The sequence below is a fragment of the Burkholderia sp. BCC1644 genome (assembly GCF_902833225.1).
In the GTDB taxonomy this organism is placed as follows: domain Bacteria; phylum Pseudomonadota; class Gammaproteobacteria; order Burkholderiales; family Burkholderiaceae; genus Burkholderia.
The window spans coordinates 90,864-113,762 of sequence record NZ_CADFEI010000009.1 but is presented as its reverse complement, the minus strand read 5'-3'; the positions used below and the strand labels follow the sequence as shown (position 1 = coordinate 113,762).

Here is a 22,899-nt window from a genome sequence, read left to right as displayed (position 1 = left end):
GGCGATGATCTTCGATTCGATACTTGACCTGATCGGTAAGACACCGATCGTACGACTTGCCAGCGTGTCTGGTGACACGGGGCTTTCCGTTTACGCCAAGCTTGAGTCATTTAACCCTGGGCGAAGCCACAAGGCGCGGATCGCATTTGGTATGGTGCTGGACGCCGAGCACAAGGGGCGGCTGGTTCGCGGTCGTGGTCAAACCATTCTGGAGCCGAGCGGTGGCAATACGGGGATCGGCTTGGCCATGATCGGCAACGTGCTCGGCTACAAGGTCATACTGGTCATTCCCGACAACTACAGTCCCGAGAAGCGTCGCCTGCTGGAAATGTACGGCGCGACGATCGTTCTGTCGGATAGCCGCCGAGGCAACAATTCGCACGGCGAGAAAGCGATGGAGATGCAACTGGAGCATCCGGACTACGTGATGCTCAATCAACAACGAAATCCGGCCAACCCGGAGGCACATCGGCAGGCCACCGCGAGAGAAATCATCGATGAATTCGCCGACTATTCACTGGATGCATTCGTCGGCGGTATCGGTACAGGCGGCCATATCACTGGGATAGGCGAGGTGCTGAAGCAATGGCGTCCAGGCATCCAGGTTTTCGGCGTGGAGCCTGAGCAATGTGACCTTTTACGCGGCAAGCACGCATCTCATGAGATCCAGGGGCTCTCGATTGGGATCGTGCCGGACGTGCTGAATCTCTCGGTACTCGACGGCATGATTCGCGTTTCTAAGGACGAGTGTCTGGCGATGGTCAAGAGCGTCATGCGGCGAGATGCCATCAGTCTTGGCATTTCGTCAGCAGCGAATCTCGTGGCTGTATCGAAGTTGGCGACTGTGCTTAAGCCTCGAGCCGATGTGTTGACGATGATTTACGACGACGTGGATTCCTATATTTCCTATTTCCAATAACCTCATGTCGCGAGCTCGTGTCGACTTGCGTTCACGGCGTAGAGGGCTCTGGAATCCACAGTCATGTGGGTGTTAAACGATGAAAGAACTGGTACGGAACCATATGCGCGCGGCACTGATGGAGTGCTGCTCGCCGTCGACTGTCGATTTGGTGGAACAATCACTGCCATTCCGAGCCGCCGTTGGTGTTGCAACGGAGGATCTATTGGCGTTCGCGCAGAAAGATCCTGCGGCGCGTGGTGAGGCGAAGGCGATCGCCTATGGATACTTGTCCTACAAGGCAGTCTTACATTACCGGCTTGCTCGCGCGCTTTCGTGCATGTCCAGCGGCGAATACGGCGTGCCCACCGAATTGGACGATGCCGTGCTGTTGGTGTCAGCGCGCGGGCGCCTTCTGTCAGGCGCGGAGATTCATCCGCGAAGTATGATCGGGAGTCGCTTTGTGCTCGATCACGGATACGGTACGGTGATCGGCGAGACGGCGCAGATTGGGGACGATTGCTACATCCTCGGGGGTGTCGTACTCGGTGCGACAGGCATCGCCGCCAACCCGGAGGGAAAGCGTCACCCGACGTTGGGAAGTCGTGTCGAGGTGGGTGCCTTCTCGAGGATTTTCGGCGACATCACAGTGGGCGACGATGTGTTGATCGGCTCGCATTGCGTTATCAAAGACGACGTGCCGCCAGGATCGGTAGTGACAGTTCGGTCGGTATTGCAAGTGACTCGTGGGCGAGCGCTCGATGGTAAGGCGAAGTCTGCAACTATCTGACCTTGGCGATTCACGATAACCCGAAAAAGCAACGGGACATATCTAGCGAGAAACCATCCCATGGCCACAGAAGCACTGTTTCGAACCCACAGCTATCTTCGCAGCTGCGAAGCTCAAATCATCCAGATCGACGAGGCGGGGGTGACACTGGATCGCACCGTGTTTTACCCGCATGGTGGGGGGCAACTAGGCGATTGCGGCACGCTTATGTTGGCTGACGGAACTCGATTGACGATCGCGGACGCACGTAAGTCAGCGCAGCCGAATGCACATCCTGATGATGTCGTTCATATTCCCGCGCCGGGACAAGACGCGGTACTGGCTCGCTTGGCACCGGGCGATAGGGTAGTACTCGAAATCGATTGGGAGCGCCGATATCGACTCATGCGTTTCCACACCGCGGCTCATTTGATGTGTGGCGTGCTGCCCTATGCGGTGGATGGGTGCAGCATAACGTCGGACTATGTGCGTCTGGACTTCGTGACCAGCGATCCGTTGTCCCGGGAGGGCATCGATCGGGCTTTGGATGAGCTGGTTTCCTCCGCTAGGCCGGTGCGTTGCGATGTCGTGACCGATGCTGAACTGAGAGCTAATCCCGAGTGGGTTCGTACGATGAGCGTGATGCCCCCGACGGGACACGGCACGGTACGCGTCGTGACTATCGAGGGTGTCGATCTGCAGCCGTGTGGAGGAACGCATGTCGCGAATACCGCCGAAGTCGGCGCGGTTTGCGTACAGAAGATGGAAAAGAAATCCTCACGTACGCGACGAGTCGTGATTGGGTTCAAAGAGGGCGTGTAGACGCGACGATGTCAATAACCTACACGGGCGCCGCGTGAAACTTCGCGCGGCCTTCCCGCTGTGGAAGATCATTCGCCCGTCCTGCGGCGAGCAGCGCACGATTTGCCACACGCCACACAATTCGTCTTTTCTGGGCTGCTTGCAGAACCCACTTATCATCTCGGTACCAGAGTGAAGGAGATGCAAGTTGACCGCAGTCACCGCGCAAGAGGAGCCACCCAGGGATCTGACCCATCAGGTGCTGCCAGAACCGATCAGCAACGTGGTCGCCGGGCTATGCAACCTGAAACTGGTGATGGACCGCCAATCACGTGGTTTGGTCGGCCAACCGTTCCTCGACGACTGGATGGATTCGCGCGACACTTGCGCCTACTTTGGCGATTCGCTGCTGCGGCTTGTTCTGCCATTTATGGACTGGGAGCAGGAAGAGGAGCGGCGGCAGTACTTCAGGGCTTACGTGAACCCGAGGCATGTCCTCGGTGCGAGCATCAAAGGGTTTCCGGAGCACGTCGAGGCGGACAAGGTGCCGGAGAAAATTGCCGGCTATGCCGGGACGTTCGGTTCGCCGAGCAACGCCTGCTACATCTGGATCAAGCCGTTGGGGATCTTCTGGGCTCACGAGGGCAAGCACCGGGTTGCCTTCATGCGCGCGCACGATCAACCGGCCATCGCCGCCTGGGTGCGCGAGGCGTCCTATCCGGCAGCCGAGCGGCTGGCTATCATTGCGCCTAGCGACGAGCGCGATGAATGGTTGGTCGTGCTGGACGGGCGCTACCTGCAGGTCCTGCGCCGGCCCAGGACGTCCATTCTGTTGTTGCAGGCCTATGGGGTGAAGAAACGGCGCTGGCGAGACCTACAGGATGCTCCGGGCGAGCACGTGGTGCGTAGCGAGATCTACCGGCGCAGGCTGCACCGGAATCCGAGCACGACGGCGGAGCACATGCGCACCCTCGATCTGCACGAAGTACAGGACCGACTGAATGCTGCCAACGAAATCGTGCCTCGCTCGATCTTGGACTTGGAGCCGAATCGATTCGAGTGGCGGCGGTTCGGCCTGTGGGTCGCGGTACCCTTGGTCTTGGCGATCGCGTCGAGCCAATTTGTTTACGGTTGGCTGCATGACGCAGGTTTGCTTTTGCTCGGCTTGAGCACCGGACTGGCGCTATCGCTGAATGTCATTCGCTTCGTCGGGCCGAAGAAGCCTTGCGCGAACGAGGAGTGACCGTTCCCCTGTCTGGGATTTGGCAGCCGCTCGGTGCACCGTACGGCACCAGACGCGATTGCCGCGACCGCTTTCCTGCCTGCGTCCGTGGATCAGCCGAGACGTGACCGCAGTTGTGCGAGCGCGTGGTCGTGCGTGCGTTCGAACTTCAGCGGCGTGACGGCGACATACCCTTCGCCGAGTGCGACCGTTTCCGAATCCGGATCGTCCTCGCGCGGCGCACGGGCCAGTTTCAGCCAGTGATAGTCGATTTCGCGCGGGTCCCGCCCCGACACGATCTCGACGCCCTGCAGGGTGCCGGCACCCTGATTCGTCACCTTCAGGCCGCGCACGTCCTCGGCCGGCCGTGCGGGGAAATTCACGTTGAGGCACGCATCGCTGTCCCAGCCGGCGGCGGCGAGCCGGCGAATGACGTCCGGCGCGAGCGCGAGCGCAGTGCCCCACGGCACCGCATTGCGATCGGTGAAGGCCTGGCTCAGTGCGATGGCCGGCACGCCGACCAGCATGCTCGTCATCGCGGCGCCGACCGTGCCGGAGAACACCGTTTCGGTGCCGAGGTTCGCACCGCGATTCACGCCGGACAGCACGACGTCGGGCCGCGCATCCTTCATCAGGTGGCTGACCGCGATCGCGACGCAATCGCCGGGCGTGCCGCGCACCGCGAAGCGGCGTTCGCCTTTGCGATGCACGCGCAGCGGTTCGTGCAGGCTCAGCGAATGCGACGTGCCGCTCTGGTCTTCCGCCGGCGCGACGATCCACACTTCGCGCGCCAGTTGCGTGGCGACCTGTTCGAGCACGTCAAGGCCGGGGGCGTCGAATCCGTCGTCGTTGGTGAGCAGCACACGATCGAACAGCGGGCGGGTTTCTTGCATCGGGACGATCCTCGCGGAGATGGGTAAGGAGAGGGGGCAGCGTGGCGCAAGCCACAAGGCTAGCATTCCCGCGTGAGAATCGTCGTGTCGCGCCGTCGGCGCGGATGTGAAAACGGGCGCATCGCGCGCCCGTTCGTCGGTGGCCGTGCCGCGTGCGCGGCGGGTCGGAACCGCTCAGCCGAGCAGGTGCCGCAGCACGCCGGCCGACACGACGCCGACGATGACGGTCGGCAGGATCGACAGGCGCGTCGCCGCCATCAGCGTAACGGCCAGCGCGAGCAGGTCGGCCGGGCGCGTCGACACGAAGGCCGGCGCGATCACCGAGATCAGCACGCAGCCCGGCACGTTCTCCATCACCGACGCCATGCGCGGGCTCAGCGTGCGGTTGCGCAGCAGCACGTAGCCGAGGATGCGCGACAGGTAAGTCGTCGACGCCATCAGCACGATCGTCACGACCGTGTTGAGATCCGGGAAATCAGGCATCGCGCGGCTCCCACAGCAGCGCGGCGATCAACCCTGCGCAGGCGCCGGCCGCGACGTACCACGCGCCAGGCACGGCCAGGTGCGTGGCCGCCGCGACGACGAGGCTCACGAACCACGGGCGGCTCGCGCGCATCCCTTTCCACATCCCGCGCAGCAGCACCAGGAAGACGGCCGTGAACGCCATGTCGAAGCCGTACTGCTCGACGTTGCCGATCGTCGGGCCGACCGCCGCGCCGAGTGTGGTCATCGAGATCCACGTCAGGTAGAGCCCCACGCAGATGCCGGCGTAATAGGGCACGCTGATGTGCGTGGCCGAGCGCGCGCGGGCGTCGGCGAGCGACATCGCCCAGCTTTCGTCGCACATGAAGAACAGCGCGAAGAACGCGCGGCGGCGCGGCAGGCGGCGGATATATGGCTCGAATGCGGCGCCCATCAGGATGTGGCGCGAATTCACGAGGAACGACATCGCGACGATCAGCGCGATGTGCGGCGGCGACGTCCACAGGTGGATCGCCGCGAATTCGGAACCGCCGCCGAAGTTCATGCCGGTCATCATCGGCACTTCGAACAGGCTCAGCCCCTTCTGCGCGGCCTGCGCGCCCAGCACGAGCGCGAACGGCACGAAACCCAGCATGACGGGCAGCGCCGCGCGCAATCCGCGACCCATCTCGGCGACATAGGCGGGCTTGTCGCGAAGCCCTGACGACGTTGAAACGCTACTGCTCATTACTCCTCCTTCGGGGGAGGGATTGTCTGCTTTTTTGACTCGAATCGGGTTGCGTTGTGGCCATGAATTTCAGAGAATTTGGCATCGAACGCATGTTTTGAGAATTTCTTGGAATCGGATGCCAAATGAAACTTGATGCCATCGACCGCCGGATCCTGAGCGCGCTCCAGCGCGACGGCCGCATGCAGAACGTGGAGCTCGCGCACGAGGTCGGGCTGTCGCCGTCGCCGTGCCTGCGGCGCGTGCGGCTCCTCGAGGAGGCCGGCGTGATCGAGAAATACGTGGCCGTGCTGAATCCCGCGAAAGTCGGCAAGGGGCTGACGATCTTCACGCGCGTGTGGCTGAAGGGGCAGGACGCGGAATCGGTGAACCGCTTCGCCGAGGCGGTCCAGCAGATGCCGGAAGTCGTCGAATGCCACCTGATGGCCGGCGACTGCGATTTCCTGTTGCGCGTCGTCGCGGCCGATATCGACGACTACCGCCGCTTCCAGATGGAGTACCTCACGCGTATTCCTGGCGTGCTGAGCGTGAAGACCGACATCCCGATGCAGAAGGTGAAGCTCACGTCTGCGTTGCCGACCTAGCGCGATGCGGACACGCGGGCGTGTGGATATGCGGACTGCGGACGCGCAGACGCGCAGACGCGCAGACGCGCAGACACGCAGACACGCAGACACGCAGACACGCAGACACGCAGACACGCAGACACGCAGACACGCAGACACGCGACGACGGGTCGACGAACGGTCACGGCTCGGTGACAATCGTCCGATAGACTGACGAATCACGCCGGTTCGGGCATGTTGTCTGTGTCGTCGCGCGACGTTCGATGCGCAAGCAACTAACGGTCAATGTCGACGCGATCGGGCACGCGGCGCTGCGCGCCGGTCATGCGTTGCCGCGAATGCGTTTCTCCTTGTCGGGCCATTCATGCAGCCATTCAACAATCCGTGGAATTCGCTGGAAATCGTCAAGCTCGCGCTTGGCGTGCTGACGCCGTTGTCGGTCGCGTGTCTCGGCTGGCTCGTCGCGCGCCGGCTGAAACGGCTCGAACTCGTGCAGTGGACCAACCAGCGGCTGATCGAGAAACGCCTCGCGCTGTACGACGCGGTCGCGCCGCAGCTCAATGCGCTGCTGTGTTTCTACACGTGGATCGGCTACTGGAAGGACATCTCGCCGGACGACGTGATCCGCGCGAAGCGCGAGCTCGACCGCACGTTCCACATCTACCGCTACCTGTTCGACGACGACGTGTACGACGCGTATCACACGTATATCCACGCGTTGTTCGACGTGCATACGGGCCCGGGCCGCGATGCGCGGATCCGCTCGTTGATCCAGGCGCCCGACGGCGACCGCAGCGTGCACGGCTCGTACGAGTGGAAACCAGTGTGGTCCGACCGTTTCGCGACCGCGAATGTCGTGCCGAAGGACGATGTGCTGCGGTATTACACGCACCTGATGGAGCAGTTGCGCGTGGCACTGGGCGCGACGCGCTGACGGCCCGGCGGCGCGCATCGCCCGTTTCTCCGGTATCGGAATCCGCCACCCGGCGGCACGGATTCGCATCCTCGCGCATGCGGCGGATGCGGTACGCGGCACCTGCTGACATGCTTGCGCCAAGTTCACTCGCGCGAGGTCCGTATGGTTGTCGATACCGGCTGCCGGCCGCTCATGATCCGCCCGCTTGGCGCGGGTATTCGGCGTCTCTTCTCCGTCGATTCTTCCGAACCGCATTGCCCGTCGCTACCGGTCGAGCCGCAGATCGGCGACATCGTGTTCATCCGCGTGACGGTGCGGCCGTTTCTCGAAGTGGCCAGCGCGACGCGCGCGTGGACGAATCACGTGGGGATCGTCGTCGGCGAACGCGGCGGCGAGGTGCTGATCGCGGAGAGCACGTTCCCGCTGTCGCGCGTGACGACGATGTCGCGCTTCCTTGCGCGTTCCGATCGGGGTGCCTGCGTGATCGCGCGGCTGAGGCAGCCGCTCGATGCCGGGCAGCGGCGTCGGCTCGTCGATGCGGCGATGCGCCGGATCGGCGTGGTCTACGACACGGGTTTCAATCTCGCGTCGAGCCGGCAGTTCTGCTCGCGTTTCGTGCGTGAGGTCGTGCGCGATGCGACGCGGATCGTGCTCGGCGACGTCGAGACCTTCGACACGCTGCTGCGCCGGAATCCTGGTCATCCGCTCGGCTTCTGGAAGGTCTGGTATTTCGGCCGGATTCCGTGGCAGCGCCGCACGGTGACGCCTGCGAGCCTGATGGAGAGCGGGGAACTGCGCGTGGTGGCGGATACGCGCGATCATGACGGCGATGCGCGGGCAGGCGGAGATCGGGTGCGATGCGGGGCAGGCGGGACATCGGTCGCTTGACGAACGGCTGGCCGATTCGACGCCGCCGCGCCTTGACGCGATTCAGGCGAACGAGATCACGAGCTTCTTGCCGCACGCGGCCGCGTACTTGCGCAGCGTATCGATCGACGGCGAGTGCTGGCCGGTTGCGAGTGCGCGTTCGAGTCGTGTGACGGCAGGTGCCTTCGTGCCCATGCGCTCGGCCACCTCGGCTTGCGAAAGGCCGGCGGCTCGCCGGGCGGCCAGCATCGCGTCGAGCAGCGCGAATTCCTCGCGGTTCAGTCGCTCGTATTCGGTGCGTACTTCCGGATCGGCCAGCGCGCGCTCGCGCAGGACCTTATAGGTTGCCATATCGAACCTCCTTCAAACGGCGGCGCGCGGTAGCCAGCTCTTTCAGCGGCGTTCTCTGCGTCTTCTTCGCGAAGCTGTGAAGCATGACGATCCGCCGGTTGACGACCGCGCAGTAAAACACACGGGCGATACCTTCCAGGTCCTTCAGGCGCATTTCATGCAACCCGTCGCCGATCGGCCTGGTGTGAGGTTCGCCCAGATTCGGGCCGTACTGCTCCATACGATCGGCGAGTGCGAAGAACCTGGCGGTGAGCGTTTTCGGCAACGCAAACACGCCCGCTTCGACCTGCTCGGTGAAGAAACGGATTTCATAAGCGACGGTTTGCACAGTAACAAATATGTTATCTATTCGCAAGAAAGCGCGCCGTCGTGCGTCATGAGGGCGGCTCGCGGAATGCACGGAAACGCCGGGGAGACGTTCGGACGTTTCCCCGGTGATTCATTGCTGATGTGCGAGCCGGATTGTTTGCCGGTGGCCCGGATTCGACTAGCTGGCCGAACGGATATCGGGCGTGCCCGGATGCTTCGGGAGGGTTTCGGGAGATTGCGGGATCAGTTCCGTCCCGCGATGGCGAGCCGTGCGGCGAGTCCGACGAACACCGTGCCGAGCAGGTATTGCGGCAGTTTCGACGGGCGGCGGCGTGCGCCGATCCGCTGGCTCAACCGGCTCGCGGAGAGAATGACCGCGCCGTTGACGACGAGCCCGATCAGGTTCAGCACCGTCGCGAGCACGAGGATCTGCACGGCGATCGAACCGTGCTCGGGCCGCACGAACTGCGGGAACAGCGCGAGCACGAACAGCGCCATCTTCGGGTTCAGCAGGTTGGTCGTCAGGCCCTGGCGGAAGATCGTCGCGGTCGAGTGGCGCCGCTGCGACGCGACGGGTGACAGCGCGGTCGCATTCGAGCGGAACGTCTTCCATGCGAGATACAGCAGATACGCGGCACCGGCGAAGCGCACGGCATCGTACGCGATCGGCACCGCGACAAAGAGCTGCGACAGCCCGAGCGCCGCCGCGAGCGCGTGGCAGTAGGTGCCGGCCTGAATGCCCGCGAGCGTCGCGAAGCCGGCGCGTCGCCCCTGGCTCACGCTGCGGGACGCGATCAGCAGCATGTCGGGGCCCGGCGTGGCGGTCAGCGCGAGACACGCGCCGGAGAACAGCGCGAGCGTGGAGAGATCGATCATGGAAGGCCCTTGCGCCGGAACGGCGTAAAGGACGATCAGTTTAGAAGGGCTGCCGCGGGTGGTCAACCGCGCCTGCTCCGGGATTGGGGGCATGAGCCGCTGGCGTGGTCGGGAAATCGTCGCAGCCATTCGGATTCGCACTGTCGATTCGCGTCGAAGCGGCAGCATGAACGGAACGATCTCCACGCGATATTCGCAAGACGCATTGACCGAGCGGTTGATCCGCCGAACGTTCGATCGACGCAATGTGGAAAAGCGATTCGTTGTTGTCGCATCGGGGTCGAGTCAAGTCGGAAACTTACGAAGCGCGGCAACGTGAGGATCGACGTGCGGTTGGCGCAGGCGGGGACGGCTGGCCGTTGCGTCTCGATCGCCGTCAACGACATGGGGCATCGGCATTCCAGAAGACGCGACGCAGGATGGTGGTCCGGACGCACTGAAGCATGCGTGGCATTTGATCGAGGATGTCGTCCGGCTCGCGCTCGAACGTTTGTCGACGGATGTCGGGCCAGGATCGGGTAAGTCGGTAAAATACTACGGTTTACTAATCATATGTATAAGGCGGACGGCCACCGCGCCGCGCATGGCCGGTTTCGCATCTCGACCCCCGTCGCGCAAACTTGACACGACGTGCTCTTGCGTGCTCGAACTCACCCATCCCCGCGATAGCGAATCGATCTGCTTCGTAAATGCATTGTATTGCTAATCGAAAATTGAAGAACATTGGCAAGTCAACTTGATCGATGAGATGGGCTGCTTTCAATTTCGTACATGTCCTATTTTTATAAGAATTCGTTTAGTTTCCGTCCCATATTTATATCGGTGATAACTCTGGAAAATAGATTCCGAAATGTGCTCCGCAGCACTCGACGCGCCGCCAGGCAAGTCCGAAGCGGGAGTGGCACTTCGTTCATTTTGACAGTCATTGACAATCTTTACTCAAGGGTAATCACATGCATAAGAAGATGAGCATTGCACGTATCGTTCAAGGCGCAGCAGCAGTGGCAGTCCTCGCATCGATGGCGCCGGCCATGGCGGCCGACGGCGAGATCGCATTCAGCGGCAAGGTGCTGTCGACCACCTGCTCGATCGGCGCGGGCGGCGGCGCAACCGGCAACAAGAACATGACCGTGAAGCTGCCGAGCGTGTCGGCGAACGCGCTCGCGGCCTCGGGCGACGTGGCGGGCCGTACGCCGTTCTCGATCGTGCTGAGCGGTTGCACGGGCGATTCGACGAAGGTTTCGACCGTGTTCGAAGCGGGCGACACCGTCGATTCGCAGAGCGGCCGCCTGAATCTCGTATCGGCTGGCGCGGAAGACGCCGTCGCGCAGAATGTCCAGATCGGCCTGCTGAACGACCAGCAACGCCCGATCGTCGCGGGCGCCGCGAGTTCGCAGCAGAACTCGCAGGTCGTCGCTCTGACGGATGGCGGTGCGACGCTGAACTACTTTGCCGAATACCACGCCACCGGCAAGTCCGCGGCGGGCTCCGCGAACTCGCGCATTCAGTACTCGCTGGACTACCAGTAATGCCAGCGCTGCCGCCTGGCATTCGTCAGGCGGCATCTTCCTGCCCCACCTCGTGTCGGGCGGCATTCATCCGGATGCCCGCCCGCACCCGACTTACCGAACAGGATGAACCTATGAACTGGAGGCTACCGAAGCCGGCGGCTCTGCTGGCGTTGTGCGCGACGTTGTGGGCAACCTGCTCGCCTGCGAGCGTCGTGATCACGGGTACGCGCGTGATTTTTCCCGGCGATAGCCGCGAAGTCACCGTGCGGCTGGCAAACGACGGCAATGCGCCGGCGCTCGTGCAGGCATGGATCGATACAGGCAACGAAAAGGAAGCGCCCGAGCAGATCGCGGTGCCGTTCGTGTTGACGCCGTCGATGTTTCGACTCGATCCGGGCAAGGGCCAGTCGTTGCGACTGATCAAGACCGAAGAATCCCTGCCGGCCGATCGCGAATCGCTGTTCTGGCTCAACGTGCTGGAAGTGCCGCCGAAGGCAACCGGCGACGAAGCGTCGAACAAGATCCAGCTTGCGTTCCGGTCGCGGATCAAGGTGATGTACCGCCCGAGCGGGCTGCCCGGCCATGCCGCAACTGCCGCGGAACAATTGAAATGGCAGATCGCGCCGCAGCGCGACGGCCGCGGCTATGCGCTGAAGGCGTCCAATCCGACGCCGTACGTCGTGAATCTCGGCGTCGTCAACGTCGACGTCGGCGGCCGCAAGCAGGAACTCAAGCCGAATTTCGTGCGGCCCGGCGGCGAGACTGAATTCCCGCTTCAGGGCACGACAGTCGCCCCCGCGAGCGCAGAAGTCGAGTATGCCCCTATCGACGACTGGGGCACGATCAAGCCGTCGAAGCGCGCAACTGCCAGCGCGGCGCGGAACTGACGCGACGCGATTCGCGCGAGGCCGGCAGCCGACGCACTGCGCGACATCGACCTGCGGCACGGCCAGGGCCGGCAGCCGCTCCGGACTAGCCGGCGCAATACGTGAGACATCCGCTCATGCGGAATGTGTCGTTCATTTCGCATAACGAATTAAATCCAGCCGAACATGAATCTTGATCTCCAACCTGGCGACGGTGCGCGCCGCGTACTCCGCCCAAGCGTAATCTCTTCGATGGTGCTGACGGCCATCGCGGGCTGGACCACGCACGCGATCGGCGCGCCGGTCGTTGCCGCGGACGTCGATGCCTCTCCGGCGGCTGCAACCCAGGTGGCGAGTGTCGAGTTCGACAGCGGATTCCTGCCCGGCCAGCATGGCGGCGGCAATGTCGATCTGTCCCGGTTCGAGAAGGGCAATGCCGTGCTGCCCGGGTCGTACGGCGTCGACGTGTACGTCAACGAAAACCTCGTGACCACGATGCAGGTCGCGTTCCGCGCGTCGGCACGCTCGATCGACGCGCAGCCGTGCTTCGGCGAAGCGCAGCTGGAGGATCTCGGCGTCGACGTGCAGCGGCTTGCGCCCGACGTGCTGTCGCGGCTGCGCGACGGCCGCGCGTGTCTCGAGGTGGCCGACGCGATCCCCGATGCGACCACGTCGTTCGAATTCGGCGAACAGCGCCTGCGCGTCAGCATTCCGCAGACGGCGCTGCGCCGCAGCCCGCGCGGCTATGTGGGCCCCGAGCGCTGGGACGAAGGCGTGACGGCCGGCATGCTGAACTACAACGCTAACGTATACAGCCGCCGGGGCAGCGGTGGCCCGACGATCACGCAGGGCTATGTCGGGCTGACGGGCGGCGTCAACGTCGGTGCGTGGCGTTTCCGCCACGAGGGCTCGTACAGCTGGTCGACGGGCGGCGGCGCGCACTATCAGGACATCGCGACCTACGCGCAGCGCGATCTCACGGCGCTGAAGTCGCAGTTCACCATCGGCGAGTCGTACACGTCGGGCGAGCTGTTCGACTCGACGCAGTTCCGCGGCGTACAGCTTGCGTCGGACGACCGGATGCTGCCCGACTCGGTGCGCGGCTTTGCGCCGGTCGTGCGCGGCGTCGCGAACACGAACGCGAGGGTGACGATTCGCCAGAACGGCATGACGATCTACGAGACGACGGTTGCGCCGGGCGCATTCGTGATCGACGATCTGTATCCGACCGGCTATGGCGGCGACCTGATCGTGCAGGTGACGGAGGCCGACGGCTCCATCCATCAGTTCAGCGTGCCGTATGCGGCCGTGCCGATGTCGCTGCGGCCGGGCGTTCACCGCTACAGCTTCGTCGCGGGCACGGTGCGCGACATGGAGAGCAACCGCAATCCGCTGTTCATGCAGGGCACCTGGCAGCAGGGCCTGACGAACCTGGTGACGGCCTACGGCGGTGCGACCGTCGCGCAGGGCTACCTGTCCGGCATGATCGGCACGGCGCTCAACACACGGTACGGCGCGTTCGGCTTCGACGTCACGCAGGCGAGCACATCGGTGCCGGGCATGAAGCGCTTCAGCGGCACCAGCGCGCGGCTCAGTTACGCGAAGTCGATCACGCAGACGGAAACCGACATCGCGCTCGCCGCGTACCGCTATTCGACGAGCGGCTACTTCGGGCTGAACGACGCGATGCGCGTGCGTGAGCGCGTCGCGAACGGCGGAAACGTCGATTCGGTCGCACGGCAGCGCAGCCGCACGTCGCTGTCGGTGAACCAGGCGCTCGGCGGGCGGGCCGGGCGGCTCGCGCTCAACGTGGCCGCAACGAATTACTGGAACCGCGGCGGCACGGATTACAGCTATTCGGCAACCTACTCGAACACGTTCCGGAACATGACCTACGGCGTGTCGGTGCTGCGCCAGCAGAACAGCATGGGCCGCAGCGATACGCAGTATTACGTGAGCGCGACGATCCCGTTCGGCCGCACGTCGCCCGTGACGGCCACCACGAGCTTCTCGCACAGCACGAGCGGCGAGAACCAGGCGCTTGCGACGTTCTCGGGTTCCGCAGGCCGCGACGACAACGTGTCGTACAGCGTCACCGCGAATCACACGTCGGGCTACGGCAACACGAGCAACGACGGCAGCGGCAGCGTCGTGTATCGCGGTTCGGCCGGCGAGCTGTCGGCGACGGTCGGTGCGGGGGCCGGTTACCAGCAGGGCTCGGTCGGGATCCGCGGCGGGATGGTCGCGCACCGTGGCGGGCTGACGTTGTCGCAGCCGCTGTCGGAGACGTTTGCGATCGTCAAGGCCGACGACGCGGCCGGCGCACGCGTGATGAATTCGGCGGGGGCGCGCGTGGACGGGCGCGGTTATGCGGTCGTGCCGTTCCTGACGCCGTATTCGCTGAATGCGATCGAGCTCGATCCGGAAGGGCTGTCCACGGACGTCGAGATGAAATCGACGACGCAGCAGGTCGCGCCGCGCGCGGGCGCGGTGCCGCTGGTCGAGTTCGCGACGGCGTCCGGCAAGTCGGCCGTGATCGATGCGCGACGCGACGACGGCAGCGCGCTGCCGTTCGGCGCGGCGGTCGTCAATGCGCAGGGCAACGAAATCGGTGTGGTGGGCCAGGGCAGCCGGATCTTCGCGCGCGGGCTCGACGACAGCGGCACGCTCACGGTGCGCTGGAGCGATACGGGCGACGCGTCGTGCTCGATCAACTACTCGCTGCCGGTCGCGAAGAGCAAGGCGGCCTCGCACGGCGTGCGCCAGCTCTACTCGGTGTGCGTCGCGGGCCGATGAGGCCGGGGCGCGATCTCATGCATTCGATCCGGAAACAGGAAAATCAGATGACGCATACGACAACGAAAGGAACACGAACGACGGTCGACGGATGGCTGCGCACGATCGCGTCGATCGGGGCGGCGGCGGGCGCCTTGCTGAGCGCGACCCCCTCGCATGCTCTGGATGTCACCGCGTTCGGGCAGCAGATTTCGATTCCGAAGAATACGCCGAGCGGTACCGTGCTCGCACGCCACTACGTCTCGCCGCAGCAGGCGTGCGGCAAGCCGACGTGCTTGATCACGACAGTGTGGAACTACCCGAATGGTGGCTCGTCCGGCCCCGGTCCGACGGTTACGACCAACGTGTCGGGCGTGTCGACCCGCATGCTGATCAACGGGCGATCGTACCCGACCACCGATCCTGTGAATATCGAAATTACCCAGCCGATCGAAGTGCAGTTGCTCGGGGACGGACGCACGAACTCTGGTGGATCGCTGGCGGGCACGAGTACTAATCCGGCCTATTTCGGGATGAGACTCGCGGCTGGGCAGGGCAACATATTCATCAGTTTGAAAGGCACGATCACGCCGATCGACGGCACGTGCTCGGTGCCGAACCAGGCGGTCACGCTGCCGCCCGTCAACCTGCGGAAATTCGGCGATGTCGGTTCGGTGGCCGGCACGCATAGTTTTCAGGTCCGGGTCGAAAACTGCCCGAAAGGTTACAACCGGGTGGGCTACTCGCTCAACCCCGTCGGCGGTGTGATTGCGAACGCGCCAGGCGTGCTGCCGATCGGTGCGGACACGACGGCCAAGGGGGTGCAGATTCGCGTTGCCGATAACGCGGGCACCCCGGTGACGTTCGACCAGTCGATCAAGCTCGATGCATACAACAAGGCGACGGGCGGTTCGTTTGCGATTCCGATGCAGGCGTCCTATATCAAGACGGGGCCGACGGTGGATACGGGCACGGTCAGTGGCTCGATGGTCGTGTTGATGGACTATCAGTGACGGCGGCGAGCCGGCTGTGTGGAGATCGTTCGGTGAGACTCGCCAAACTCGTTCTGGCACCGGGCATCGGCGGTGTACTGTTCGGCCTCGTACAGACGGCACGGGCCGACACGGTGTCGAAGCAAATCGGGCTGACCGCACGGATCGACGATGCAATCGTCGTGTCGGAGCCGGATGGTTCGGCGTGGTACGCCACGGAAGAACTGGGCGCGGCCGACCAGACGTAGTCGAAGTTCACGAAGGTGCTGCCGGTTCGCACGTTCACGAAGAACGCCGGTTTCGACGTGTCGCTGGCGCAGCGGCTGAAGCGCTCGATCGCCATTCGCGACGCCGGCGAGGACTCTGTCACACCCGCTACGGGCGTGAGCCTCGTCAACAGCCAGTCTCCCGACTTGCGTACGGCATCCGGCGGCTATCGCACCGTCAACGTGAACGTGAACGGCAACACCCGGGTTGGGCTGCCGTTCCAGAGCTTCAGTCAGGTACATGAGCGGGTAAATGAAGGACGGCAGGCGAAGCCGTCGTCGTTGGCATTGAATGCGGGTGCGCGCGTCGCGGCCGGGACGATGATCCGCATGCATTGACGTGCGTCGACGCGTTGCGTGACCGCGCCACGCACGCATGGACGGCATCATTGTCTCGCCAGTCGCTCAACCCTTCGCAACGACATCGATCCGCAGCGCGTCGCCGCCCGCGACGATCGCCAGCAGCCGGTCGACGTTCGGATGCGCGCCCGGGCGGTTGCGCGCGTCGGCGGTATGCTCCGCGAACACGGCCAGACCGTGCTCGGCGGCCTTCGCGTCGAGCGTGCCGAACGCCTGTTTCAGGTAGTGGTACACCGCGAGCGAACCTTGCTTGCCCGGCTGGTTCTCGATCGTCGCGACCACGTCGCCGTTCGCGCCGACGAGATCGATGCGCGCGATGCCGTCGATGGCCGGCAGTTGCGCGAGGTTGTCCTTGAATACTGGGGTCGGTTGAATCACTGAAAACACTCCGTCGGTTCGGTCATGGGCCACAGAACGTGGCCGGCCGTATCTTATCCGATCGGCTTCGGCGCACCGGCCGGCGCGCCCACTTCGCGCGAGCGCTCGATATCCGGGCTGCGATACGCACGCTCGGGAATCTCGGCGAGCCGCGACGCGTGCACTTGCTGCGGCGCGAGGCCGTAGAACTTCTGAAAACTCATGATCAGCGGCGACCACTTGTCCGGATCGATGCGGTCGGGGTGATCATCCATCAGCAGGTCGGGATGCACGTGTACACGCTGGATGCGCACCTCGAACACGCGAATGTGGCCGCGCAGGTCGGGCGTTTCTTCGCCGATCCCGTGCGTCGCCGCGACGACCGCTTCCATGTGCACCGGGCATTCGAGCGCCCGCGGCGGTGCGACGGTTTGCGACGCCGCTTCGGTAAGCCCGGCCGTGCCGAACTTGTCGGGTTCGAACACATAACCCTTCGCGCGCTTGCCGTCGGGCACCGGATACGTGCCCGTCGTGCGCGCGATCCGGTCGACCGCGTGCGCCTGCGCCGCCGATGGCAGGTTCAGCACGCATTCTCCGGTGCGCAGCAGGTTACGGGTGGTCTGCGAACTGGCGGCGATGCCGATCACGCCGCGCCAGCCGAGCCAGAATGCGGACGAGATCGGTGCGAGATTGGCCGTGCCGTTCTCGTTCAGCGTGCTGACCAGCACGACGGGCGTGCCGAAATAAAGGATGTTCGGTTCGGTGACGCAATGCGGAGCATTCATGGTCGGCGCCTTCGTTGACGGATCAGTCCGCATGCTGATCCTGTCGTGGCGGCTCGACACTCCGAATCTTGTCGTGTTATCCGGATGGCGAACGGGAACGGCGCGTCATGCGCAGGCGTTGCCCGGCGGACGGCGGGCCATCGCAACCGCCCGCTTCCGCACCCGCCGGCATCGCGCTTGCTTTTCCGCTACAGTAGGAGATCGTGCGACCGCGCCCGCCGATCCGGCGCGGTCACGTTCCAGCATTCCACACGAGGGCCCCGATGCACACGCCGCAACGCTATACCGAGGATGCGCCGACGCGCGCGGACGTCGACGCACTCGCCGGCACCACCGTCATCGAATTCGGCACGAACTGGTGCGGGATCTGCGCGGCCGCGCAGCCCGCGATCGTCGCGTCGTTCGCCGCGCATCCCGCCGTGCGGCACCTGAAGATCGAGGATGGCCCGGGCCGCCCGCTTGGCCGCTCGTTCCGCGTGAAGCTGTGGCCGACGCTGGTGTTCCTGCGCGACGGCGTCGAAGTGGCGCGCGTCGTGCGCCCCGCCGATGCGAAGCAGATCGAAGCCGACGGCTTCGCCGCGCTGGCCTGAGGTCGAGGCGATGCAACAGGCGATCGCGCACATCGGCGTCGACACGCGCGGCAGCGGCCTCGTCGAATTCACGCCGCAGGTACGGGCGTTCGTCGACCAGCAGGCGATCCGCACGGGCCTGCTCACTGTGTTCTGCCGCCATACATCTGCGTCGCTGCTGATCCAGGAGAACGCGGATCCGTCGGTGCGGCGCGATCTCGAACGCTATTTCGCGACGCTCGCACCTGAGGACGACACACGCTACGAGCACGACACCGAAGGTGCCGACGACATGCCGGCGCATCTTCGCACCGCGCTCACGCAAGTGCAGTTGTCGATTCCGGTCGAGCAAGGGCGCATGGTGCTCGGCACCTGGCAGGGGATCTACCTGTTCGAGCACCGCCGCGCGGCACACCGGCGCGATATCGTGCTGCACCTGATCGGCGAATAAACGGGAACGTGAGAGGGAACGCCTGATGCTGCGCTGGCGCGCGATGCCGTATGCGTCTGCACGCGGCGCACCGATTCAGGCGAGCAGCTTCTCGACGAGCGCGCCGAGTTCGCGCAGGTGGACGGGCTTCGGCAGGAATTCGTCGAACACCTGCTTGTTCTCGCGCAGCGCGGCCGATTCATACGCGCTGACGCCGAGGATCGCCGGATGCCGGCCGTCGTCGTCGGGTACCGCGACTGCGCGAATGCGCCGTGCGACCTCGAAGCCGCTCAGGTCCGGCAGCTCGAGATCGAGCACGACGATGTCGTAGCGGCTCGCGCCGAAGCGCGCGACGCCTTCCTGCCCGGTGCTGCACAGATCGGCGTCGATGCCGAGCGCCGACAGCATCGCGCCGAGCGTTTCGCGTGCGTTGTCGTCGTCGTCGACCACCAGCGCGCGCCGGTCGCGGTGCGCGGCCGCGTGCGGCAGCGCGGGCGCATCTCCGGCCGCGTTGCCGGCGGTGTCGATGCCGGGCACTTCGGCCGGCAGTGTCACGACGAACTCGCTGCCTTCGCCCACCGTGCTGCGCACGTCCACATGCCCGCGCAGCGTCGTCACGATTTCGCGCACGACGGCGAGCCCCATGCCGATTCCGTCCACATGCAGCCCGACCGCGTCGTTCGCGCGATAGAACGGCTCGAAGATCTTCGACAGGTGTGGTTTCGCGATGCCGGCGCCGGTGTCGCGCACGGCGATCCGCAATTGCTGGCCGGCCGGTGCGTCGGCGAGCGTGATCGACACGTCGATCGATCCGCCGAGCGTGTACTTGACCGAGTTCTCGATCAGGTTCGACAGCACCTGGCGCAGCAGCTTGCGATCGGAACGGATCGCCAGATCGTGCGGCTCGACCTGTTGCGCGACCGCGATCCGCTTGGCCGCGATCTTCTCGCGCAGCGGATCGAGCACCTCGGCGAGCAGCGACGCCATGCCGACGGTTTCCCGTTCGGCGAGGCGCTTCGTCGAGCGCAGCTTGATGTAATCGGTCAGGTCCTTGACGAGCGCCTCGAGCGACAGCGCGGAATTCTGCAGCCGCCGGATCGTCTTCAGGTTCGCGTCCGACTGCGGGCGCGCGAGGAGGATCTCGACCGATCCGCAGATCGCCTGCAGCGGTGTGCGCAACTCGTGGCTGACCATTCCGAGGAACGCGTTTTTCGCCTCGATCATTTCGAATGCGCGGTCGGACGCCTTGCGTTCCGCGTCGAGCGCCGCGTCCTGCCGTTCGAGCAGGTCGTCACGCGTGCGCATCGTATAGAACAGCAGCAGGAACAGCGCGCACAGGATGACGCCGAGCACGATGCCGAGGATCAGGATCGCGCGCTGCTTTTCCTTCAGCTGATGGAACGTGAAGTCGCGCTGTGCCATCTCGATCGCGCGGAAATAGTTCGCGAGGCCGTTGACCTTCGGCCAGTACGCGTTCACCTCGTCGATCACCTGCCGTGCGTGCTGCGGCGTATCGCGCAGCGGCGGTACGTCGCGCTTCAGGCGCGTCATGAATTCGCCGAGTGCGTCGATCTCGTTGCGCGCGCGCGGGATGCGCAGCCAGTATTGGGACACTTCCGACGGCCGCTGCAGAAAGCCGAACGACACCGACAGGCTGTCGAGCTGCATCTGGACGTGATCGAAGTCGTCGTCCTCGTGCGTCGCGTAGAGGATCAGTTGCCGGTCGAACCGCGTATAGACGTTCCGGTATTGCGCGGCGGTCCAGAACACGCCTTCGCGCGGCCCCTCGAGTACGCCCTCGTTGACCGAGGTGGCGAGGAGGTCCCACAGCAGGAACGCCCACGCGGCGAACCCCATGATCCACAGCGAGCCGAGGACCAGGATGATTTTTCTATTTTTCCATCGCCCGCGTTTCATTTCACTTCACGGTCAGGCCGATGATCTGCCATGCGAACTTGGCTTCACCGAGCGGCGTCTTCAGTTCGTCGGGATACTGGTCGCGCGGGTACATGATCCACAGCGGGCCGTAGTTGTCGTTGTCGAGCACTTTGCCGTTCATCGTCCGCGCGAGGATCACGCCGTAGCGATCGGCGTCGGACACGGGAATCGTGAACGTGTACTCGTCGATGCAGCGGAACTCGATCTGCGTGCCGTGTGCGCCGACCGTCTTAAGGATGTCGGACAGGCGCGGGCCGGTGAAGGCCGCCTTCGGCGTCCAGCTCGTCGACGTGACGATCGTGTGCTGGGGCAGCGCCATCAGCGCCTGCTCGGAGAAGACGTAAGTCGACTTGCCCTGCTGGTTGTGCTTGTCGATCTTGCCGTCGACGGTGAAGCTGAACGACGAAGCGGCCCAGGCCGCTGCGGCCATGCCGAGCAGGCAGGCCGTCAGCAGGCTCTTGGTCCAGATGGTCGGAATTCGCATGTCATGCCCTCGGTCTTGTTGTGTGGTGGGTTGTGTTTCTGGTCTCAATTCGCGGCGGCCGCGGCCGGCAGCGTGATCTTCAGTTCGCGCGCCACTTCGGCGAACAGGATCGGCAGGCGCACCGGCTTTTCCTCGCAGCGCGCGTTGTAGTGCGACACGATGTGCGCGATTTCGTCTTCGCTGGCTTCGCCGGTCGAGATCTTGCCGGTCAGCAGGAAGATCGGCGCGCCGCTGTTCTCGCTCGAGCGGATGCCGCGCACGAGCTCGGCGGCGGTCTGGTCGCCGAGCATCCAGTCGAGGATGTAGCCGTCGAAATCCTCGACCTCCAGTGCCTTGCGGAACGTCGCGCCGTCGAAGTACGGGATCGCGTTCACGCCTTTCTCGATGAAATATTCACATACCGTCTCGGCGACGTCCTGCGAATCGTCGACCACGGCGATGCGCGCCGCATAGACGTTCGGCTGCGTCGAGCGCAGCTCGATCACGTCGACCGGATAGGTGCGGCCCTCGCGCGCGTGCTGACGCTCGGTGATGAGCCATTCGCCTTGCCACTGCAGCGCGACGAAGTCCGTCTCGATCTGGCTGCTGGCCTTGGTCGAGATCGCGGCGCGGCAGCGAAAGCGCCGCGACTCGATCACGAGCGTCGCGTCGATCATCTCGGCGGCGGCCGGCTGCGTGCCCTTGTCGTCGAGCAGGATCGCGGGCGGCACGCCGAAATGCGTCGCGATGTCCTGCAACTGCGACAGGTTCCACGGGATCAGGCCTTTCATCTTGCGCGTGACGACCGAGAAACTGAGGCCGAGCACGTTCGCGATCGTCGTGTTGTGACTTCGCGGCGGAATGCCGTTCCGGTTCAGTAGGTCGCGCACCTTGTTGGCGGTGATGAGATCGACGTTGGCCTGCTCGCTGTTGGACATCTCGATGGGGTCTCCAAGGGTTTTTGGCGAGGGAGAGCATATCAAAACTGACGTGACACGCAAACTTTGAAAAAGCGAATCACCTTGACATGCCGTTTTTCTTCATTATTATTGCTCACCACGTCACCTTTGTTTGTCGCGTCATGTTTGGAGATCGCAGCCGGCAACAGCCGGTACAACGAAAAGCGACAACAATGAAGCGGTGACTGAACGATTCGAAGAGAGAACCTGAGAGAGCCTTGGAATGCGTGTCGGCGTCGACGGATTGTATCCGTTGCGCCGCGCGCGACCGGGTGCGAGCTCACGGGGGTGAAAAGCTCGAAGAATTGCGGCGCCAATAAAACTTGGGGAAAGTAACAATGTACCGCCGTTTACTCGCACCAGGGCTGCTGTTGCTACTGGCCGCGTGCGCGCAGGATCCGTCCGCCACCAGCAACACGGTGCGGATCTGCGACGACACAGGTTGTTCCGACCGTCCTAAAGATCAGGTGTCCTATCAAAAAAGGGACGATTCGGAAGACCGGGAAGATCCGCGCATCGCCGCGCTGAAGCAAACCGCGAAGACCCAGCCGAAGGCCGCCTACGATCTCGGCCTGCGCTATTTCCGCGGCGACGGCGTGCGCCAGGACAGCTACCAGGCACTCAAGTGGATGCGCGAGGCGGCCGAGCGCGGCGACCTGCAGGCGCAGAAGGCGCTTGGCAGTTTCTACCTGTTCGGCCTCGAGGAAATGGGCTCCGACGCGCGCGAAGCGGAGAAGTGGCTGTCGATCGCGGCCGGCCGTGGCGACAAGGAATCGAAGAAGCTGCTCGACCTTGCGCGCAAGGCAAAGAAAGAAGACGAAGAAGACTGGAAATGGCGCACGCAATGGCGTGACGTCTATTACGGCTACTGGTACTCGGGCTATCCGTACTACGGCGTCTGGCAGCAGACGTACTGGTACTACTGACCGGGCCTGAAGCAACGGGGGCAG

Annotated in this window: 27 protein-coding genes; 16 read left to right on the top strand and 11 right to left on the bottom strand. The window is 64.1% G+C overall.

The window, feature by feature from the left end:
- The first annotated feature begins 4 nt into the window (after positions 1-4).
- The 4 genes from HWX87_RS19420 to HWX87_RS19405 all read left to right on the top strand — a co-directional run bounded on the left by HWX87_RS19420 (position 5) and on the right by HWX87_RS19405 (position 3,711).
- Positions 5-919: a PLP-dependent cysteine synthase family protein gene (locus HWX87_RS19420; RefSeq protein WP_176048822.1), complete on the top strand. Its 915-nt coding sequence runs from the start codon at positions 5-7 to the stop codon at positions 917-919.
- A gap of 79 nt (positions 920-998) precedes the next feature.
- Positions 999-1,688, top strand: coding sequence for a serine O-acetyltransferase (locus tag HWX87_RS19415; RefSeq protein ID WP_208456539.1), 690 nt, complete (start codon positions 999-1,001; stop codon positions 1,686-1,688).
- Between the two features lie 60 nt (positions 1,689-1,748).
- A complete protein-coding gene (locus tag HWX87_RS19410; protein WP_176048622.1) occupies positions 1,749-2,489 on the top strand; it encodes an alanyl-tRNA editing protein in 741 nt (246 codons plus the stop codon).
- 187 nt (positions 2,490-2,676) lie between these two features.
- The gene (locus HWX87_RS19405) at positions 2,677-3,711 is read left to right on the top strand and encodes a hypothetical protein (RefSeq protein ID WP_176048621.1); all 1,035 of its coding nucleotides are present in this window, start codon (positions 2,677-2,679) and stop codon (positions 3,709-3,711) included.
- A gap of 92 nt (positions 3,712-3,803) precedes the next feature.
- On the opposite strand, the gene surE is transcribed toward HWX87_RS19405, so the two are convergent.
- The 3 genes from surE to HWX87_RS19390 all read right to left on the bottom strand — a co-directional run bounded on the left by surE (position 3,804) and on the right by HWX87_RS19390 (position 5,793).
- Positions 3,804-4,583, bottom strand: coding sequence for a 5'/3'-nucleotidase SurE (surE, locus tag HWX87_RS19400; RefSeq protein ID WP_165581667.1), 780 nt, complete (start codon positions 4,581-4,583; stop codon positions 3,804-3,806).
- 174 nt (positions 4,584-4,757) lie between these two features.
- Complete coding sequence (locus tag HWX87_RS19395) at positions 4,758-5,066, bottom strand: AzlD family protein (RefSeq protein ID WP_048021434.1); 309 nt, start codon at positions 5,064-5,066, stop codon at positions 4,758-4,760.
- Positions 5,059-5,793, bottom strand: a complete 735-nt coding sequence (locus HWX87_RS19390) for an AzlC family ABC transporter permease (RefSeq protein ID WP_059696142.1) — start codon at positions 5,791-5,793, stop codon at positions 5,059-5,061. Before HWX87_RS19390 ends, HWX87_RS19395 begins: the two co-directional genes overlap by 8 nt.
- Before the next feature lie 125 nt (positions 5,794-5,918).
- Here HWX87_RS19390 and HWX87_RS19385 point away from each other — a divergent pair, with 125 nt between their 5' ends.
- From HWX87_RS19385 to HWX87_RS19375, 3 genes are all read left to right on the top strand, one after another.
- Positions 5,919-6,377: an Lrp/AsnC family transcriptional regulator gene (locus tag HWX87_RS19385; protein ID WP_006486309.1), complete on the top strand. Its 459-nt coding sequence runs from the start codon at positions 5,919-5,921 to the stop codon at positions 6,375-6,377.
- 346 nt (positions 6,378-6,723) lie between these two features.
- A complete protein-coding gene (locus HWX87_RS19380) occupies positions 6,724-7,293 on the top strand; it encodes a hypothetical protein (RefSeq protein WP_176048620.1) in 570 nt (189 codons plus the stop codon).
- 144 nt (positions 7,294-7,437) lie between these two features.
- Positions 7,438-8,163, top strand: coding sequence for a YebB family permuted papain-like enzyme (locus HWX87_RS19375; RefSeq protein ID WP_176048619.1), 726 nt, complete (start codon positions 7,438-7,440; stop codon positions 8,161-8,163).
- Between the two features lie 42 nt (positions 8,164-8,205).
- Here HWX87_RS19375 and HWX87_RS19370 read toward each other — a convergent pair whose 3' ends face one another.
- The 3 genes from HWX87_RS19370 to HWX87_RS19360 all read right to left on the bottom strand — a co-directional run bounded on the left by HWX87_RS19370 (position 8,206) and on the right by HWX87_RS19360 (position 9,678).
- Positions 8,206-8,493, bottom strand: coding sequence for a helix-turn-helix transcriptional regulator (locus tag HWX87_RS19370; RefSeq protein ID WP_176048618.1), 288 nt, complete (start codon positions 8,491-8,493; stop codon positions 8,206-8,208).
- Positions 8,480-8,821, bottom strand: a complete 342-nt coding sequence (locus tag HWX87_RS19365) for a type II toxin-antitoxin system RelE/ParE family toxin (protein WP_176048617.1) — start codon at positions 8,819-8,821, stop codon at positions 8,480-8,482. The genes HWX87_RS19370 and HWX87_RS19365 overlap by 14 nt, the downstream gene beginning before the upstream one ends.
- Before the next feature lie 224 nt (positions 8,822-9,045).
- Positions 9,046-9,678 (bottom strand): LysE family translocator, encoded by a 633-nt coding sequence (locus HWX87_RS19360; protein ID WP_176048616.1) that lies wholly within the window; start codon positions 9,676-9,678, stop codon positions 9,046-9,048.
- Between the two features lie 965 nt (positions 9,679-10,643).
- Here HWX87_RS19360 and HWX87_RS19355 point away from each other — a divergent pair.
- From HWX87_RS19355 to HWX87_RS19330, 6 genes are all read left to right on the top strand, one after another.
- Positions 10,644-11,207: a fimbrial protein gene (locus HWX87_RS19355; RefSeq protein WP_244137712.1), complete on the top strand. Its 564-nt coding sequence runs from the start codon at positions 10,644-10,646 to the stop codon at positions 11,205-11,207.
- A 113-nt stretch (positions 11,208-11,320) separates the two neighbouring features.
- Positions 11,321-12,076: a fimbria/pilus periplasmic chaperone gene (locus tag HWX87_RS19350; protein ID WP_176048615.1), complete on the top strand. Its 756-nt coding sequence runs from the start codon at positions 11,321-11,323 to the stop codon at positions 12,074-12,076.
- A gap of 231 nt (positions 12,077-12,307) precedes the next feature.
- Entirely contained in the window at positions 12,308-14,851 is a 2,544-nt protein-coding gene (locus HWX87_RS19345; protein WP_176048614.1) for a fimbria/pilus outer membrane usher protein, read from the top strand.
- A 47-nt stretch (positions 14,852-14,898) separates the two neighbouring features.
- Positions 14,899-15,843, top strand: coding sequence for a fimbrial protein (locus HWX87_RS19340; RefSeq protein WP_244137711.1), 945 nt, complete (start codon positions 14,899-14,901; stop codon positions 15,841-15,843).
- Positions 15,844-15,875: 32 nt separating this feature from the next.
- Positions 15,876-16,070 (top strand): hypothetical protein, encoded by a 195-nt coding sequence (locus tag HWX87_RS19335; RefSeq protein WP_176048613.1) that lies wholly within the window; start codon positions 15,876-15,878, stop codon positions 16,068-16,070.
- 15 nt (positions 16,071-16,085) lie between these two features.
- Positions 16,086-16,427 carry a hypothetical protein gene (locus HWX87_RS19330; protein WP_176048612.1) on the top strand — a complete coding sequence of 114 codons (342 nt, stop codon included), beginning with the start codon at positions 16,086-16,088 and terminating at the stop codon, positions 16,425-16,427.
- Between the two features lie 66 nt (positions 16,428-16,493).
- On the opposite strand, the gene HWX87_RS19325 is transcribed toward HWX87_RS19330, so the two are convergent.
- A complete protein-coding gene (locus HWX87_RS19325; protein WP_176048611.1) occupies positions 16,494-16,826 on the bottom strand; it encodes a DUF2322 family protein in 333 nt (110 codons plus the stop codon).
- Between the two features lie 53 nt (positions 16,827-16,879).
- Positions 16,880-17,590, bottom strand: a complete 711-nt coding sequence (locus HWX87_RS19320; protein ID WP_176048610.1) for a flavin reductase family protein — start codon at positions 17,588-17,590, stop codon at positions 16,880-16,882.
- A gap of 263 nt (positions 17,591-17,853) precedes the next feature.
- Between HWX87_RS19320 and HWX87_RS19315 the strand changes: the two genes are divergently transcribed.
- Positions 17,854-18,180: a thioredoxin family protein gene (locus tag HWX87_RS19315; protein ID WP_176048609.1), complete on the top strand. Its 327-nt coding sequence runs from the start codon at positions 17,854-17,856 to the stop codon at positions 18,178-18,180.
- 10 nt (positions 18,181-18,190) lie between these two features.
- On the top strand, positions 18,191-18,610 hold the full coding sequence (locus HWX87_RS19310; protein WP_176048608.1) for a secondary thiamine-phosphate synthase enzyme YjbQ: 420 nt from the start codon (positions 18,191-18,193) through the stop codon (positions 18,608-18,610).
- 75 nt (positions 18,611-18,685) lie between these two features.
- Here the strand turns inward: HWX87_RS19310 and atsR are convergent, their stop codons facing one another.
- The 3 genes from atsR to HWX87_RS19295 are packed head-to-tail and all read right to left on the bottom strand — an operon-like array spanning position 18,686 to position 21,928.
- On the bottom strand, positions 18,686-20,506 hold the full coding sequence (atsR, locus tag HWX87_RS19305) for a hybrid sensor histidine kinase/response regulator AtsR (protein WP_176048607.1): 1,821 nt from the start codon (positions 20,504-20,506) through the stop codon (positions 18,686-18,688).
- A gap of 1 nt (position 20,507) precedes the next feature.
- The gene (locus tag HWX87_RS19300; protein WP_176048606.1) at positions 20,508-21,011 is read right to left on the bottom strand and encodes a molybdopterin-dependent oxidoreductase; all 504 of its coding nucleotides are present in this window, start codon (positions 21,009-21,011) and stop codon (positions 20,508-20,510) included.
- A gap of 44 nt (positions 21,012-21,055) precedes the next feature.
- Positions 21,056-21,928, bottom strand: coding sequence for a helix-turn-helix domain-containing protein (locus HWX87_RS19295; protein ID WP_085038381.1), 873 nt, complete (start codon positions 21,926-21,928; stop codon positions 21,056-21,058).
- A gap of 359 nt (positions 21,929-22,287) precedes the next feature.
- On the opposite strand from HWX87_RS19295, the gene HWX87_RS19290 reads away from it, so the two are divergent.
- On the top strand, positions 22,288-22,875 hold the full coding sequence (locus tag HWX87_RS19290) for an SEL1-like repeat protein (protein ID WP_176048605.1): 588 nt from the start codon (positions 22,288-22,290) through the stop codon (positions 22,873-22,875).
- Positions 22,876-22,899 lie beyond the last annotated feature (24 nt).